Source organism: Mycobacterium sp. NGS19 (assembly GCF_059813155.1).
This window is the reverse complement of the sequence record NZ_JCALEB010000006.1, coordinates 277,567-293,682: the sequence shown is the minus strand read 5'-3', so window position 1 is coordinate 293,682 and position 16,116 is coordinate 277,567. Positions and strand designations below refer to the sequence as shown.

The following is a 16,116-nucleotide window of genomic DNA, read 5'->3' as shown; positions in this document are numbered from 1 at the left end:
GGGCCAACCCCTCGTGAACAGGACTCATCAAGCATGACCACCAGCACAGTCGTCGAGACGACGTATGGCCCGGTGCGCGGCGTCGATCTAGGCGACGTCACAGCCTGGAAGGGCATCCGCTACGCGGCACCGCCAACTGGCGATCTGCGCTGGCAGGCGCCGCAGCCGCCGGCGAAATGGACTGACGTGGCCGACGCCAGCCGATTCGGGCCGGTATGCCCTCAGCCGCCCGTGCCGATCCTGCCATTCGATCTCGGCGCACCGGAGGGCGAAGATTGTTTGTCGCTGAATATCTGGGCTCCCAACCAGCCGGGTGACAACAAGCCGGTCATGGTGTGGGTGCACGGCGGGGCGTACATCCTCGGCTCCAGCAGCCAGCCGATGTACGACGGAAGCGTGCTCGCCTCGAGCGGCGACACGATCGTCGTCACCGCCAACTATCGCCTCGGCGCGTTCGGTTTCCTCGACCCGTCCACCTTCCGAAGCGCGCGCCGCCGGTACGACACCAATGTCGGTCTGCGCGACGTCATTTTCGCGTTGCAGTGGGTGCGCGACAACATCGCCGCATTCGGCGGCGACCCGAACCGAGTCACGCTCTTCGGCGAATCTGCCGGCGGGGGAGTGGTGACCACGCTGATGACCAGTCCCCGCACGGAGGGCTTGTTCGCCGGCGCGATCGCCCAAAGTTCGCCTGCCACAACGGTTTACGACACTGATCGGGCTGGGCGGGTAGCCGGCATGCTGTTGGATCGGCTCGGCATCGCGCACGCCGACATCGACCGCCTGGTCGACGTTCCGGCCCGTGCTCTGGTCAGAGCGTCCCAAGAGGTGTTCGACGCCGTTCCCGCGCAGACGCCAGGCACGGTGGCCTTCGCGCCGATCGTCGACGGCGACGTCGTCCCCGACTATCCGGTGAAGCTCGCCCGCGAGGGACGCTCCCACCCCGTACCGCTGATCATCGGCACCAACAAGCATGAGGCCGCGTTGTTCAAGTGGATGAAGTCGCCGTTGATGCCGATCACCCCTCCGGCAATCAAGGCCATGTTCGCCGAAATCGCCGCAGAACAGCCGGATGTGGTGCTGCCCACCGAAGAGCAGATCGGCACAACCTACGCCGGACTGCGCGTGAAAGCGCGCGGGATGGGACTCGCCAGCGACATCGGCTTCCGGATGCCGTCCGTCTGGTTCGCAGAAGGGCACAGCGCTGTTGCCCCGGCCTATCTGTATCGCTTCGACTTCGCCACGCCCATGATGCGGCTGCTGCGCATGGGCGCCGCGCACGCCACCGAATTGCCTTATGTCTGGGGCAATCTCGTGCAGGGCCCGACGGACCCCACCTTCAAGCTGGGCGGCCTGAAAGCCGGTAAGGCGGTGTCAGAACGCATGCGGACACGCTGGCTCAACTTCGCCGACCAGGGCAAGCCGGTTGGACTGCCCGGCGACCCGGCATGGGCTCCCTACCAGGAGCCTGACCGCGCCTGCTTGGTCATCGACCGCGTCGACACCGTCGTCCACGACATCGACCGCGACGTCCGCGAGATGTGGGGCGACAGAGTGCTCAACTTCCGGTAGCCCGGACCCGCATCCGGCGCGGGTGTGCACCGTTAAGCTGGCTGCGGAGGTGCCAGAAGTGGAGCGTATTGCGGCGATTCTCGACATGCTGCCGCCTCAGATGCGCGATCCTGTGCTGTTCGCGATCCCGTTCTTCTTGTTGCTGCTGATTCTCGAATGGACCGCGGCCCGCAAGCTCGAACACATCGAGGACCGGCCGGCTGTCGGTGCGTTTCACAGCCGTGACTCATGGGCCAGCATCTCGATGGGGCTGGTGTCCGTCGCCACCACAGCGGCTTGGAAGTCGGTCGCGCTGCTGGGCTACGCGGCGATCTACGCCTACCTCGCGCCGTGGCATCTCTCGCCGCGTCAGTGGTACACCTGGGTGATCGCTCTGGTGGGCGTGGACCTGCTGTATTACACCTATCACCGCATCGCCCACCGGGTCCGGCTGATCTGGGCCACCCATCAGGCGCACCACTCCAGCGAGTACTTCAACTTCGCCACCGCACTGCGGCAGAAGTGGAACAACAGCGGCGAGATTCTGATGTGGATTCCCTTGCCGCTGTTGGGGATTCCGCCGTGGATGGTGTTCGCCAGTTTCTCGGTGAGCCTGATCTACCAGTTCTGGATCCACACTGAGCGCATCGGCAAGCTCTGGCGGCCCATAGAATTCGTGTTCAACACCCCGTCGCATCACCGCGTGCACCACGGCATGGACCCGCAGTATCTGGACAAGAACTACGGCGGCATCTTGATCGTGTGGGATCGGCTGTTCGGTTCCTTTCAGCCTGAGTTGTTCCGCCCTCACTACGGACTGACCAAGCCCGTCAACACCTTCAACATCTGGACGCTGCAGACGCGCGAGTACGTAGCGATGGCCCGCGACGTGCGCTCGGCCGCCCGCTGGCGCGACCGACTCGGCTACATCTTCGGCCCGCCGGGATGGCAGCCGCGTACCGAGCGGCCGCGCAGCGTCGCCGCGTCCACCGTGGCGGCCTGAAGACCCGTGCGACACCGCGAACTCGTCAAGGATTGACCGCATGGACGTCAAAGAAGTGCTTCTGCCCGGCGTGGGCTTGCGATACGAGTTCGACATCCGCGACGGTGACCGCATCGGCGTGATCGCCCGGCGGTCCGGCGGCTTCGAGGTCGTGGTGTACGGCCGCGACGACCCCGACGAGGCCCGCCCGGTGTTCCGGCTCACCGAGGACGAAGCCGAGGCGCTGGCCCAGATCCTCGGCGCGCCTCGGATCACCGAACGGTTCGCCGACCTGACCCGCGAAGTGCCGGGCCTCAATGCGGGCCAGGTCGTGATCAGTGCCCACAGCCCGTTCGTCGACCACCCGCTCGGCGACACCAAGGCCCGCACCCGCACAGGCGCCTCGATCGTGGCCATCGTGCGTGACGACGAGGTGCTGGCTTCACCGGGACCCGCGGAGACGCTGCGCAGCGGTGACGTGCTCGTGGTGATCGGCACCGAGGAGGGCATCGCCGGCGTCGAGAACATCGTCGACCAAGGTCACGCGACCGGTGGCGACGCTGCGGCCCCACCGACCGGCCTTGGCCCAGCCGGCCCGCCGGCCGAAGGCTGACGCGTGCAGGTTTCGGCGACGCTGCTGCTCGAGCTCGGCGTCATCCTCGCCGTGCTCACGATTCTCGGCGCGGCCGCCCGGCGCTACGCGCTGTCGCCGATCCCGCTCTACCTGGTCGCCGGGCTCGCGCTGGGCAACGGCGGCATCGTGCCCCTCCCGGCGGCGGGTGAATTCGTCACCGCCAGCGCGTCGATCGGTGTGGTGCTGCTGCTGTTGACCCTGGGGCTGGAATTCTCGATCACCGAATTCGCCAGCAGCCTGCGCCGCCATCTGCCGTCGGCGTGGGTCGACGTGGTGCTCAACGCGGCGCCCGGCGCGGTAGCCGGCTGGCTGCTGGGGCTCAACGGTGTCGGCATCATCGCGATGGCCGGCATCACCTACATCTCGTCGTCGGGGGTGATCGCGCGGCTGCTCAACGATCTGCGCCGACTCGGTAACCGCGAGACGCCGGCGGTGCTGTCTGTGCTTGTCCTGGAGGACTTCGCGATGGCCGCGTACCTGCCGCTGTTGGCGGTGTTGGCGGCGGGCGGCTCGTGGTGGGCGGCGCTGCTGGGCATGGCGATCGCCATCGCCGTCGTGAGCGCGGCTTTCGCGGTGTCGTACTTCTGGGGCCACCATGTGGGTCGCCTGGTGGCCCACCCCGATTCTGAGCAGCTACTACTGCGAATCCTTGGCCTCACGTTGATAGTCGCCGGGTTGGCGGAGTTCGTTCATGCGTCGGCGCCGGTCGGTGCGTTCCTGGTGGGGCTGACGTTGACGGGCCATACGGCCGACCGCGCCCGCGAGGTACTCAGCCCGCTTCGCGATTTGTTCGCCGCGATCTTTTTTCTTGCCATCGGCATCTCGATCGATCCGCAGGACCTGCTGCCGATGCTGCCGGTGGCGCTGGCCCTCGGCCTTGTGAGCGCCGTCACCAAGGTGGCAACCGGGATCTATGCGGCGCGACGGGAGGGCGTCGCGCGTCGCGGCCAGTTGCGGGCGGGCACGGCCCTGATCGCCCGTGGCGAGTTCTCGCTGGTCATCATCGGCCTGGTCAGCCAGACCATCGAAGCGGTGGCTTATGTGGCCACGACGTACGTGTTCGTCCTGGCGATCGTGGGGCCGATGCTGGCGCGCTTCGCCGGGCCGCGGACCGTGCCGGCGACATGACGGGCTGCCGGGCATCTACGGAGTGTGAGAAGGCTAACGATGCAGCGGCCGACTGCGATATGCGGGGAGTACAGGCCGGAATCAGCGGGTAGCCGACCTCGTGCCCGGCGGTTCGCAAGAGCCGCCGGTAGTGTCCTCACGTGGCCGGACAGCTCGGCCGCCTCGATTGATCGGAGTTGGCGGGTGCAACAGATCATCGTGCGTGTTCTCAGTGTGCTCGCCACCGTGGCCGCCGCGATCGCGGCGCCCGTGGCGCCGGCGCATGCGAGTCCCGTTCCGGTGTATCCGGGCATGGAGATCCGGCAGGACACCAACCTGTGCACGCTCGGATATGTCGAACCGACCCTTCGGATTGCGGTGACCGCCGGCCACTGCCGCGGCAGCGGCACCGTCACCGACAAGAGCGGCAACGTGATCGGGTCCTTGTCGATGTACCGCGACAACACGCCCAACGGCGCGACGGTGTCCACCAACGATTCGATCAACGACTACGAAGGCATCATTCTGGCCGGCGATGTCTCGCCCAACAATGTGCTGCCGGGAGGACGCGCGCTGGTCACCGATCCCGGCTTCGCCATTCATCCCGGCCAGGCCGTCTGCCACTTCGGCGTCGCCACCGGCGAGAGCTGCGGCAGCGTCGAGGGGGTGTACAACGGCTGGTTCACGATGGGCCACGGCGTCGTCAGCCAGAAGGGCGACTCCGGGGGTCCTGTGTACGTTCTCGCCGACGACGGCCGCGCGGTGCTGGTCGGCCTGTTCAACAGCACGTGGGGCGACTATCCAGCGGCGGTGTTGTGGAACTCGATCCGCCAGCAGATCGCCGAGGACGTCAACGCGCCGTCGGCAACCGTCCAGCGGACGGCGTGGCAGCTGCAGCACTGACGAACTAGAACGTGTTCCACTTCGTCTCGCGGAGCACTATCCTGGCGAGACAATGAGTCTCGCTGTCCGAACACCTGTCCAGGTTGCGTGGGTCACCACCGACCTCGACGCCACTGAGAATGCGCTGAACAGCCTATTGGGCACCAAGAAATGGGCGCGGATACCCGGAGTGCGATTCGGCCCGGACACCGGCACGTACCGGGGCGAACCTGCGAATTTCGTCGCCGACATCTCGTTGAGCTACGCCGGCGACCTCCAACTAGAGCTCATCGCACCGGTCTCTGGCGAGAGCATCTACACCGAATTCCTCCGCGACAGCGGCGCGGGCCTGCACCACATCTGCATCGAAGCCGCCGACGAAGCTGCGTTCGCCGCGGCGATCGAGGACGCTGAGCGGGACGGCGCGCCGGTGGTGATGCGTGGCGAGATGCCCGGCGGCATGCGCTTCGCCTACGTGTCGGCGGTCGCGGCCGGCGTGCCATATCTGGAAATCGCATTGATCCCCGCGGCAATCCGCGCGTTCTTCGACCAACTCAAGCAGGAGCACCAGTGACCACAGAGATCCCGCCCACCGTTGCCGCCGCCGACGTAACGGAGTGGTCCGACGACGTCGACGTCGTGGTCGTCGGATTCGGTATCGCCGGGGGAAGCGCAGCGGTGAGCGCCGCGGCCGACGGCGCGCGGGTGCTGGTTCTCGAGAAGGCGTCGGCAGCCGGCGGAACGTCCGCCATGGCCGGCGGCCACTTCTATCTCGGTGGTGGGACCGCCGTGCAGAAAGCGACGGGCCACGACGATTCACCCGAGGAGATGTACAAGTATCTGGTCGCGGTATCGCGAGATCCTGAGCACGACAAGATCCGCGCGTACTGCGAGGGCAGTGTCGAGCACTTCAACTGGCTGGAAGACTTGGGCTTTCAGTTCGAACGCAGCTTCTATCCCGGCAAGATCATCGTCCCGCCGAACACCGAAGGGCTGTCGTACACCGGCAACGAAAAGGTGTGGCCGTTCATCGAGCAAGCGAAGCCGGCTCCGCGTGGGCACTCTGTGCCGGTTCCCGGCGAACTGGGCGGCGCCGCGATGGTCATCGACCTGCTGGTGAAACGCGCCGACGAACTGGGCGTCGAGATCCGCTACGAGACCGGGGCGACCAACCTGATCGTCGACGACGACGGTGCGGTGGTCGGGGTGCGATGGAAGCACTTCGGCGAAACCGGTGCGGTGAAGGCGAATTCAGTGATCATCGCCGCCGGCGGATTCGCGATGAACCATGACATGGTGGCGCAGTACACGCCCGCGCTGGGGCAGAAGCGACGCACCAAGCATCACGGGGAGGTCGAGCCCTACATTCTGGGCAACCCGAACGACGACGGGCTCGGCATCCGGCTGGGCGTGTCGGCCGGCGGAGTCGCCAAGAACATGGACCAGATGTTCATCACCGCGGCGGCCTACCCACCCGAGATCCTGCTGACCGGGATCATCGTCAACAAGCTCGGCCAGCGGTTCGTCGCCGAGGACTCATACCATTCGCGCACGTCGGCTTTCGTGATGGAGCAACCCGACGCCGAGGCGTACCTGATCGTCGACGAGGCCCATACCGAGATGCCGCCCATGCCGCTGATTCGGTTCATCGACGGTTGGGAGACCGTCGATGAGATGGAAAAGGCGCTGGGCATTCCGGAAGGCAATCTGGTGGCCACGCTGAACCGCTACAACGAGAACGCCGCCCGCGGCGAAGACCCCGATTTCCACAAACAGCCGGAATACGTTGCGCCGCAAGACAAAGGACCCTGGGCAGCGTTCGACCTGTCGCTCGGCCGGGCCATGTATTCGGGCTTCACCATGGGCGGGCTGGCGGTTTCGATCGACGGCGAGGTGCTGCGTGACGACGGCAGCGTCATCCGTGGGTTGTATGCGGCCGGCGCGTGCGCGTCGAACATCGCACAAGACGGCAAGGGCTATGCCAGCGGCACGCAGCTGGGTGAGGGGTCGTTCTTCGGGCGCCGCGCCGGTGCGCATGCTGCACAGCAGCGCAAGCGGTAGGCGCGATGCGGCACGGCGCACCGCGCGTTAGACCGGCTGCTTTTCCTTTTCCACCGGGCCGAGTCGCCATTCGCCTTCGCCGAGCAGGTGCAACTGCTGGTCGTGGTACTGGTTGACGGCAGGCCGGTGGCTGACGCTCACCACGATGCACTGCGGCAACTCGCGCCGAAGCAGTTGATACAGCGTCATTTCCAGGCCCTCGTCTAGCGCCGAGGTCGCCTCGTCGAGGAACACCGCCTTGGGCTTGTTCAGCAGAATGCGCGCGAAGGCCACCCGCTGCTGCTCGCCTGGCGACAGCACCTTGGCCCAGTCGTCGGATTCGTCGAGCCGCCCGACAAGGTGGGGAAGGGCCACTTTGACGAGCACTTCCTGCAGTTGCTTGTCCGTGAACTCACCCGGCTCGGCGGGATATGACACCACCGCGCGCAGGTCACCCAGGGGAACGTACGGCAGCTGCGACAGGAACATCGTCTCGTTGGTGCCGCCACCCGGGCAGCGCAGCACGCCGGACGTGTACGGCCACAATTCGCCCAGGCTGCGCAGAAGCGTGGTCTTGCCGGTGCCGGATTTGCCGACGATCACCAGCCCGTCGCCGGGAGCCAGCCGCAGTGTCAGCGGCTCGACCAGCTGAGTGCCGGTCGGCGTGCGCACCTCGACAGCACGCAATTCAACCGAGCCAGCGCTGTCTTCCGTTGTGAGACTGGGCAATTCGCGCCCCTCCTCGTTGGCCACCACGAGGCCGTGCAAGCGAAGGATGGCGGCGCGGTAGCCAGCGAAGTAGTCGTAGACGTTGCGGAAGAACGACAGCGAGTCGTGGATGTTGCCGAACGCCGTGGCCGTCTGCGTGACGTCGCCGAGCTTGATCTCACCGGAGAACAGACGCGGCGCCTGCAACAGGTAGGGCAGCGGGACGATCGTCTGGCTCAGCGACAGGTTCCACCCGTTGAACCCGACGCTGCGGTTCACATACTTCTTGTAATTGGAGACGATCGGGTCGAACTGGCGTCTCAGTTGCACGCGCTCTGCTCGCTCGCCGCGATAGAACGCCACTGCCTCGGCAGCGTCCCGTAGCCGTACGAGCCCATATCGGAAGGCGGCATTGAAGCTCTCATTGAGAAAGCTCAATCGGATGAGGGGACGGCCGATCCAGATCGCGACCACGGTCGCGAACAACACATAGACGAACACGGTCCAAAACATCGCCCGGGGGATGCTGATACCGAAGAGCGTCAGCGTGCCCGACAGGTTCCACAGGATCGGGATGAACGACACCACCGACGCGATCGACGACACCGAGCCGAACAACAGCGTGCTACCGGTCGAGTTGGTTGGGGTGTTGGGCAGCGGGCCGACGCCGGTGGTGAAGATGTCGATGTCGGATTGGATGCGCTGATCCGGGTTGTCGATGGTGTCGTCGATGAACCGGCTGCGGTAATAGGCCTTGCCGTCCAGCCAGTCGCCGGTGAGCTCCTCGGTCAGCCAGATCCGCCAGGCCAGGATGAAGCGCTGCATCAGGAACAGGTCGAGCATGGTGCGGGCCACATGCAGCGCCGCCATGATGCAAAAGATCCCGAGTGACACCCAAAAGCCATGTACCCCTGAGTCTTTGACTGCCGTGTTGTCGGCTGCGATGCCTTGGACCGCGGTCTGGATCGCGGTCATCATGTCCTTGCTCTGATAGCTGAACAGCACGTTGAGCCGCACGCCGAGGATCACCAGCAGCAGCAACACAGCAAGCCACAGCCATACCCGCACGCTTGGAGCGCCGGTGAAGTAGCCCTTGGTGACGCGCCAGAACTGTCTTCCCCAGGTGGTCAGCGTCAGCAGCAGAACCACTCCCAGCAGCGTGCAGACGGCACTGATCGCCCACGCCTTGCTGACCCACCACAACGAAGTCCAAATCTCCTGACCCCAGTTGATCGAGGTTTCGAACGGAGTCAACTCATCCAACGGCGTATCTCCTGTGCGGCTGTGTCCTGCGGACGCAGCGACGGCGACCTTGCGGCGAAGCTACCGCAGTGGCGACTCGTCAGCGCGGCAGCGGCATCTAGGCTCACCGTCATGAGCATCGACGCTCCCGCCACCGTGCACGCCGGCCGCTTGATTGCCCGCCGCCTGAAGGCCAGCGGTATCGACACCGTGTTCACGCTGTCGGGCGGCCACTTGTTCTCGTTATACGACGGCTGCCGCAGCGAGGGCATCCGCTTGGTGGACACCCGCCACGAGCAGACTGCGGCGTTCGCCGCCGAGGGCTGGTCGAAGGTGACGCGCATCCCCGGCGTCGCAGCGTTGACCGCCGGGCCTGGGGTGACCAACGGCATGAGTGCGATGGCGGCGGCGCAGCAGAACCAGTCGCCGCTGGTGGTGCTCGGCGGCCGCGCACCCGCGTTGCGGTGGGGGCAGGGCTCGCTGCAGGAAATCGACCACGTCCCGTTCGTCGCGCCGCTTGCCCGGTTCGCGGCCACGGCCACGTCGCCACAGGCGGCGTCGACGCTGGTCGACGAGGCTTTGCGGGCTGCGGTGACGGCGCCGTCCGGCGTGGCGTTCGTCGATTTCCCGATGGACCACGTGTTCTCGGAGGCGCCTGACGAGGGCCTGCGGGGCGCGCTTGCCGACGTGTCGCGCGGGCCTTCACCGGACGGCGACGCGCTGCAGCGGGCCGCGGACCTGCTGGCCACAGCCGAGCGGCCCGTGATCATGGCCGGCACCAACGTGTGGTGGGGACATGCCGAGGCGGCACTGCTGCGCCTGGCCGAGGTGGCTCGCGTCCCGGTGCTGATGAACGGCATGGCTCGCGGCGTGGTGCCCGCCGACCACGAGTTGGCGTTCTCGCGGGCACGCTCGCGGGCGTTGAAGGAGGCCGACGTCGCGCTCGTCGTCGGCGTTCCGATGGACTTCCGGCTTGGCTTCGGCGGGGTGTTCGGTGCCGACACCCAGCTGGTCGTCGTCGACCGCGCCGAACCGGGCCGACCGCATCCGAGGGCAGCGGCGGCCGAGCTCTACGGCGACCTGACCCAGGCTTTGTCGGCGCTGGCCGAAGCCCGTTCGCCCGGGCGCGAGGCGTGGATCGCCGACCTGCGCGCCGCTGAGACGGCTGCCCGGTCCGCTGAGCAGGCCGAACTGTCCGACGATCGGGCGCCGCTGCACCCGATGCGCGTCTACGCGGAACTGATTCCGATGCTCGACCGCGACGCGATCGTCGTCATCGACGCTGGCGACTTCGGCTCCTACGCCGGGCGGATGATCGACAGCTACGTACCCGGCGCATGGCTGGACAGCGGACCCTTCGGCTGCCTGGGCTCCGGCCCGGGATACGCGCTGGCAGCCAAGCTCGCGCGGCCGGACCGCCAAGTGGTGCTGGTTCAGGGCGACGGCGCGTTCGGGTTCTCCGGCATGGAGTGGGACACGTTGGTGCGCCACGACATTCAGGTTGTGTCGGTGATCGGCAACAACGGCATCTGGGCGCTGGAGAAACACCCGATGGAGATGCTCTACGGATATTCGGTGGTCGCCGAGTTGCGGCCCGGCACACGTTACGACGAGGTGGTGCGAGCGCTCGGCGGACACGGCGAGCTGGTGTCGACGCCGGCGGAGCTTCGACCGGCGCTTCAGCGGGCGTTCGAAGCTGGGCTGCCGGCCGTGGTCAACGTGCTGACCGACCCTGCGGTCGCCTATCCGCGGCGCTCAGTTCTGGCCTAGGCGCTACGCCACGGGGCGCGAGGGTGCGTGGTTGTACGGCTGGTACCGCGTGTCGCCGGGCAGACACGCACGCTCGGCAGAGAAACGTAGGGTTGGAGCGTGGCGAAATCGAGCAGCACCAAGCCGGGCCGCCTGAGCAGCAAATTCTGGAAGCTGCTGGGGGCCAGCACCGAGAAGAACCAGAACCGCTCACTAGCGCAGGTCGAGCAGTCGGCGGAGTTCGACAAGAAAGCAGCCGATCTCGACGACGATCAGCTGCGCAAGGCCGCAAGACTGCTGGACCTCGAAGACCTTGCCGAGTCGCGCGACATACCGCAGTTCCTGGCGATCGCCCGTGAGGCAGCTGAGCGCGCCACCAATCTGCGACCGTTCGACGTGCAGCTTCTGGGCGCGCTGCGGATGCTGGCCGGAGACGTCATCGAGATGGCCACCGGTGAAGGCAAGACGCTATCCGGGGCGATCGCTGCCGCGGGGTACGCCTTGGCGGGCCGCCACGTGCACGTCATCACCATCAACGACTACCTGGCCCGCCGCGATGCGGAATGGATGGGGCCGCTGCTGGAGGCGATGGGCCTGACCGTCGGCTGGGTGGCCGCCGAATCGACGCCCGCCGAACGGCGCGCCGCCTACAAATGCGACGTCACCTACGCCTCGGTGAACGAGATCGGCTTCGACGTGCTGCGCGACCAGTTGGTCACTGACGTCGAGGATTTGGTGTCTCCGAATCCGGACGTCGCTTTGATCGACGAGGCCGACTCTGTGCTCGTCGACGAGGCGCTGGTGCCGCTGGTGTTGGCCGGCACCACCCACCGCGAGACACCGAAGCTGGAGATCATCCGGCTCGTCGGCGAACTGATCCCAGGCAAGGATTACGACACCGACGCCGACAGCCGCAACGTGCACCTCACCGAGGCGGGCGCGCAGAAGGTCGAGGCGAAACTCGGTGGGATCGACCTGTATTCGGAGGAGCACGTCGGCACCACGCTCACCGAGGTGAACGTGGCCCTGCACGCGCATGTGCTGCTGCAGCGCGATGTGCACTACATCGTGCGCGACGACGCGGTGCACCTGATCAATGCGTCGCGGGGGCGGATCGCGCAGCTGCAACGCTGGCCGGACGGGCTGCAGGCGGCGGTCGAGGCCAAAGAGGGCATCGAGACCACGGAGACCGGTGAGGTGCTGGACACCATCACGGTGCAGGCGCTGATCAACCGGTATCCCACCGTGTGCGGGATGACCGGCACCGCGCTGGCCGCCGGCGAACAGCTGCGCCAGTTCTACCGGCTCGGGGTGTCGCCGATACCGCCGAACCGGCCCAACATCCGCGAGGACGAGGCGGACCGGGTGTACATCACGGCCGCCGCGAAGAACGACGCGATCGTCGAACACATCAAAGAGGTGCACGCGACCGGGCAGCCAGTGCTGATCGGTACCCGAGACGTCGCCGAATCAGAAGAGCTGCATGAAAAGTTGGTCAAGGCCGGCGTGCCGGCCGTGGTGCTCAATGCCAAGAACGACGCGGAGGAGGCGGCGATCATCGCCGAGGCGGGCAAGCTCGGCGCGGTGACGGTGTCGACCCAGATGGCCGGCCGGGGCACCGACATCCGGCTGGGCGGGTCCGATGAAGCCGACCATGATCAAGTCGCCGAGCTGGGTGGCCTGCACGTCATCGGCACTGGCCGCCACCACACCGAGCGGCTGGACAACCAATTGCGCGGGCGGGCCGGGCGTCAGGGCGATCCGGGGTCGTCGGTGTTCTTCTCGAGCTGGGAGGACGACGTCGTCACCGCGAACCTCGATCCGTCCAAGCTGCCCACCGAGACAGACGAGGACGGCCGCATCGTCAGCCCCAAGGCGGCGGGGCTGCTGGACCACGCCCAACGGGTAGCCGAAGGCAAGCTTCTCGACGTGCACGCCAACACCTGGCGCTACAACGAACTGATCGCCCAGCAGCGCGCGATCATCGTCGAGCGCCGTAACACGCTGCTGCGCACCCCGACCGCGCGCGAGGAGCTCGAGGAGCGCTCGCCGAAGCGCTACGGCGAACTCTCGCAGCAGCTTTCCGATGAGCAGTTGGAGCGGATCTGCCGGCTGATCATGCTGTATCACCTGGACCGCGGCTGGGCAGACCATCTGGCGTACCTGGCCGACATCCGAGAAAGCATCCACCTGCGCGCGCTGGGTCGGCAGAACCCGCTCGACGAATTCCACCGGATGGCCGTCGACGCATTCGCGTCGCTGGCGGCCGACGCGATCGAGGCGGCCCAGCAGACCTTCGAGACGGCCAACGTCACCGAAGACGAGCCGGGGCTGGACTTGTCGAAGCTCGCGCGACCGACGTCGACGTGGACGTACATGGTGCACGACAATCCGCTGGCCGACGAGACTCTGTCCGCGCTGAGCCTGCCTGGGATATTCCGTTAAAGTTCGCGGCATGGAGCCGCAAGGCCGGCGACGTTCGACCGGGGAGCCGCAAGGCCGGCGACATTCGACCGGGGAGCCGCACGGCCGGGTGCTGACGGTGCCCAACGCGCTGAGCGTGCTGCGGCTGGCGCTGGTGCCGGTGTTCTTGTGGCTGCTGCTGGCCGAGCACGCCGACGCATGGGCCACCGGCATCCTGATGTTCTCCGGCGCATCGGATTGGCTGGACGGCAAGATCGCGCGGCTGGCGAACCAATCCTCTCGGCTCGGCGAGCTGCTCGACCCGACGGTGGACCGGATCTACATGCTCGCGGTCCCAATTGCGTTCGCGCTCAGGCATTTTGCGCCATGGTGGTTTGTCATCGCCCTGATTGCCCGCGACGCGCTGCTGGCCGCAACGCTGCCCGCCCTGCGCAGCCGCGGCCTGACCGGGCTGCCGGTGACCTACATCGGCAAGGGTGCGACGTTCGCGCTCATGTCCGGCTTTCCGCTGATTCTGTTGGGCCAGTTCGACGGGTTGTGGAGCCATGTCGTGCTGGCCATCGGGTGGGGATTCGCGATCTGGGGTTTTGCGCTGTATCTGTGGAGCTTCGTGCTCTACGCCGTGCAGTTCGTTCTGGTGCTGCGCCGGATGCCGAAAGTGACCGCGACGGACCGACGCCCAGTGACCGGAGGACAGTCGGCACATGACTGACCGGGCTCTCGGCGGCTACGACCCGCACGCCGGGCTCAGCGCACACGAAGCCGGCCAGCCCCAGTTCAACCCCGTGCCGTCGCTGCTGCGGTCGCTGCTGTCCGAGCACCTCGACCCGGGTTACGCTGCCGCGGCCGCCGAACGCCAGAAGCGCGAGACATCTCGGCAGCGCTGGACGGTATGGGTATGGCAGGCCGCGGCCGCTCTGCTGGTGGCGCTGGTGTTCGCCGCGGCCGTCGCGCAAGCGCGCTCCACGGCACCCGGCGTCAAGGAAACCCAGCAGGTGCTGGTGAAGAGTGTGCGGTCGTCGGAAGCAGGTGCCAACGCGCTGAGCGCACAACGCGGCCAGCTGTCTCGCGAGGTCGACAGCTTGCGGCGAAGCCGGCTGGAGGGTGACGCGGAAGGCCGCGAACTGCTGCGCCGGCTCGACGAACTCGTCGTCCCGGCCGGGTCGACGGCGGTAACGGGCCCGGGCCTGACCGTGACGATGAGCGACCCCGGGGTGACTCCTGATTTGTCCGACGTGTCGAAGCAGCGCATCCCCGGCAGCCGGCAGGCGGTCCTCGACCGCGACCTGCAGCTGGTGGTCAACTCGCTGTGGGCGGCCGGCGCCGAGGCGGTCGCCGTCGGCGGGGTGCGCATCGGTCCCAACGTCACCATCCGACAGGCGGGCGGGGCGATTCTGGTCGACAATCAGCCGATCAGCAGTCCATACACAATCGTGGCGATCGGACCGGCGCATGCGATGCAGGACGGATTCGAGCGCAGTGCAGGCTTTCAGCGCGTGCGACTGCTGCAGGTGTCCTACGGCGTCGGCGTCACGATCAGCACAGTCGAGTCGCTGACTGTCCCGCCGGCCGGGAGCCGAGAAGTCAAGTACGCCAAGCCAATCGGATGAGCGGGAAGACCCGATGAAAGCTTGGGCGAGAAGGAGGCGGCAGCAGTGATCGGTATTGCGGCATTGGCCGTCGGAATCGTGTTGGGGCTGGTGTTTCACCCCAGCGTGCCTGACGCGGTGCAGCCCTATCTGCCGATCGCCGTGGTGGCGGCACTCGATGCGGTCTTCGGCGGCCTGCGCGCGTACCTGGACCGCATCTTCGATTCCAAGGTGTTCGTCGTCTCGTTCGTGTTCAACGTGTTGGTCGCAGCGCTGATCGTGTACCTGGGCGATCAACTGGGCGTCGGCACACAGCTGTCCACCGCAATCATCGTGGTGCTGGGCATCCGCATTTTCGGCAATGCCGCGGCACTGCGGCGCAAACTGTTCGGGGCATGAGGCATGAGCGAGCACGAGGCCGAGCCATCTCATCACGGGCGTCATGAGCTTCCCGCCGACGCGAAGCCGCCGCGGAGGCGGCGTTTGACGGTGTTCGGGACGCTGGCTGTGCTGCTGTGTCTGATCCTGGGCGCCGCCATCGCTACACAGGTCCGCCAGACGGAGTCCGGTGACGCATTGGAATCCGCCCGGCCAGCGGATTTGGTGGTGCTCTTGGATTCGCTGCAGCAGCGAGAGGCGACGCTGAACAAAGAGGTGTCCGACTTGCAGCGCACGCTGACCGCGTTGAGGGCGTCGGGCAACAGCGACCAAGCCGCCGTCGCGGACGCGCAAGACCGGCTCGCGGCGCTGTCGATCTTGGTGGGAACGGTGGCGGCGACGGGACCAGGGGTAACGCTGACGATCGATGACCCGGTGAGCGGCGTGTCTCCCGAGGCGATGATCGACGTCATCAACGAACTTCGGGCCGCCGGGGCGGAGGCCATCGAGATCCGCGGGGCGTCAGGCGGCACGGCGGTGCGCGTGGGCGTCGACACCTGGGTGGGCGGCCGCGCGGGTGCGTTGTCGGTGGACGGACAAACCCTGACAGCCCCGTATTCGGTTGTGGCCATAGGGGATCCACCGACGTTGGCGGCTGCGGTGAACATCCCGGGTGGCGCCGTCGACAGCGTGGAGCGGGTGGGCGGCACCATGACGATGCAGCAGTCCGACCGCGTCGACGTGACCGCCTTGCGGCAACCGAAACCGCGCCAATACGCTCAGCCCGTCAAATGACCGCCGCCAAGTCACGCCAACATAACCAGAGTTGA

The 16,116-nt window shown here is 66.8% G+C and carries 14 protein-coding genes; 13 read left to right on the top strand and 1 reads right to left on the bottom strand.

What is annotated here, in order from left to right; all coding sequences use genetic code 11:
- Positions 1–33 precede the first annotated feature (33 nt).
- The 7 genes from AC5Y4N_RS18590 (at position 34) to AC5Y4N_RS18560 (ending at position 7,217) form a co-directional block, all read left to right on the top strand.
- A complete protein-coding gene (locus AC5Y4N_RS18590) occupies positions 34–1,572 on the top strand; it encodes a carboxylesterase/lipase family protein (protein ID WP_499908534.1) in 1,539 nt (512 codons plus the stop codon).
- 85 nt (positions 1,573–1,657) lie between these two features.
- Positions 1,658–2,554, top strand: coding sequence for a sterol desaturase family protein (locus AC5Y4N_RS18585; RefSeq protein WP_499908711.1), 897 nt, complete (start codon positions 1,658–1,660; stop codon positions 2,552–2,554).
- Between the two features lie 40 nt (positions 2,555–2,594).
- Positions 2,595–3,146 (top strand): cation:proton antiporter regulatory subunit, encoded by a 552-nt coding sequence (locus tag AC5Y4N_RS18580; protein WP_499908532.1) that lies wholly within the window; start codon positions 2,595–2,597, stop codon positions 3,144–3,146.
- A gap of 3 nt (positions 3,147–3,149) precedes the next feature.
- A complete protein-coding gene (locus AC5Y4N_RS18575) occupies positions 3,150–4,295 on the top strand; it encodes a cation:proton antiporter (RefSeq protein WP_499908530.1) in 1,146 nt (381 codons plus the stop codon).
- Positions 4,296–4,490: 195 nt separating this feature from the next.
- Positions 4,491–5,177, top strand: coding sequence for an Rv1815 family serine proteinase (locus tag AC5Y4N_RS18570; protein ID WP_499908709.1), 687 nt, complete (start codon positions 4,491–4,493; stop codon positions 5,175–5,177).
- A 52-nt stretch (positions 5,178–5,229) separates the two neighbouring features.
- Entirely contained in the window at positions 5,230–5,730 is a 501-nt protein-coding gene (locus AC5Y4N_RS18565; RefSeq protein ID WP_499908527.1) for a VOC family protein, read from the top strand.
- On the top strand, positions 5,727–7,217 hold the full coding sequence (locus AC5Y4N_RS18560) for an FAD-binding protein (protein ID WP_499908524.1): 1,491 nt from the start codon (positions 5,727–5,729) through the stop codon (positions 7,215–7,217). Before AC5Y4N_RS18565 ends, AC5Y4N_RS18560 begins: the two co-directional genes overlap by 4 nt.
- A gap of 27 nt (positions 7,218–7,244) precedes the next feature.
- Here AC5Y4N_RS18560 and AC5Y4N_RS18555 read toward each other — a convergent pair whose 3' ends face one another.
- Positions 7,245–9,158: an ABC transporter ATP-binding protein/permease gene (locus AC5Y4N_RS18555; protein ID WP_499908707.1), complete on the bottom strand. Its 1,914-nt coding sequence runs from the start codon at positions 9,156–9,158 to the stop codon at positions 7,245–7,247.
- A 120-nt stretch (positions 9,159–9,278) separates the two neighbouring features.
- Here AC5Y4N_RS18555 and AC5Y4N_RS18550 point away from each other — a divergent pair, with 120 nt between their 5' ends.
- From AC5Y4N_RS18550 to AC5Y4N_RS18525, 6 genes are all read left to right on the top strand, one after another.
- Positions 9,279–10,916 carry an acetolactate synthase gene (locus AC5Y4N_RS18550; protein WP_499908522.1) on the top strand — a complete coding sequence of 546 codons (1,638 nt, stop codon included), beginning with the start codon at positions 9,279–9,281 and terminating at the stop codon, positions 10,914–10,916.
- 99 nt (positions 10,917–11,015) lie between these two features.
- Positions 11,016–13,340: an accessory Sec system translocase SecA2 gene (gene secA2, locus AC5Y4N_RS18545; protein ID WP_499908519.1), complete on the top strand. Its 2,325-nt coding sequence runs from the start codon at positions 11,016–11,018 to the stop codon at positions 13,338–13,340.
- A 10-nt stretch (positions 13,341–13,350) separates the two neighbouring features.
- A complete protein-coding gene (locus AC5Y4N_RS18540; RefSeq protein ID WP_499908517.1) occupies positions 13,351–14,031 on the top strand; it encodes a CDP-alcohol phosphatidyltransferase family protein in 681 nt (226 codons plus the stop codon).
- A complete protein-coding gene (locus AC5Y4N_RS18535) occupies positions 14,024–14,929 on the top strand; it encodes a DUF881 domain-containing protein (RefSeq protein WP_499908515.1) in 906 nt (301 codons plus the stop codon). The genes AC5Y4N_RS18540 and AC5Y4N_RS18535 overlap by 8 nt, the downstream gene beginning before the upstream one ends.
- Positions 14,930–14,974: 45 nt before the next feature.
- On the top strand, positions 14,975–15,307 hold the full coding sequence (locus AC5Y4N_RS18530; protein WP_499908513.1) for a small basic family protein: 333 nt from the start codon (positions 14,975–14,977) through the stop codon (positions 15,305–15,307).
- Between the two features lie 3 nt (positions 15,308–15,310).
- Complete coding sequence (locus tag AC5Y4N_RS18525) at positions 15,311–16,081, top strand: DUF881 domain-containing protein (protein WP_499908511.1); 771 nt, start codon at positions 15,311–15,313, stop codon at positions 16,079–16,081.
- Positions 16,082–16,116 lie beyond the last annotated feature (35 nt).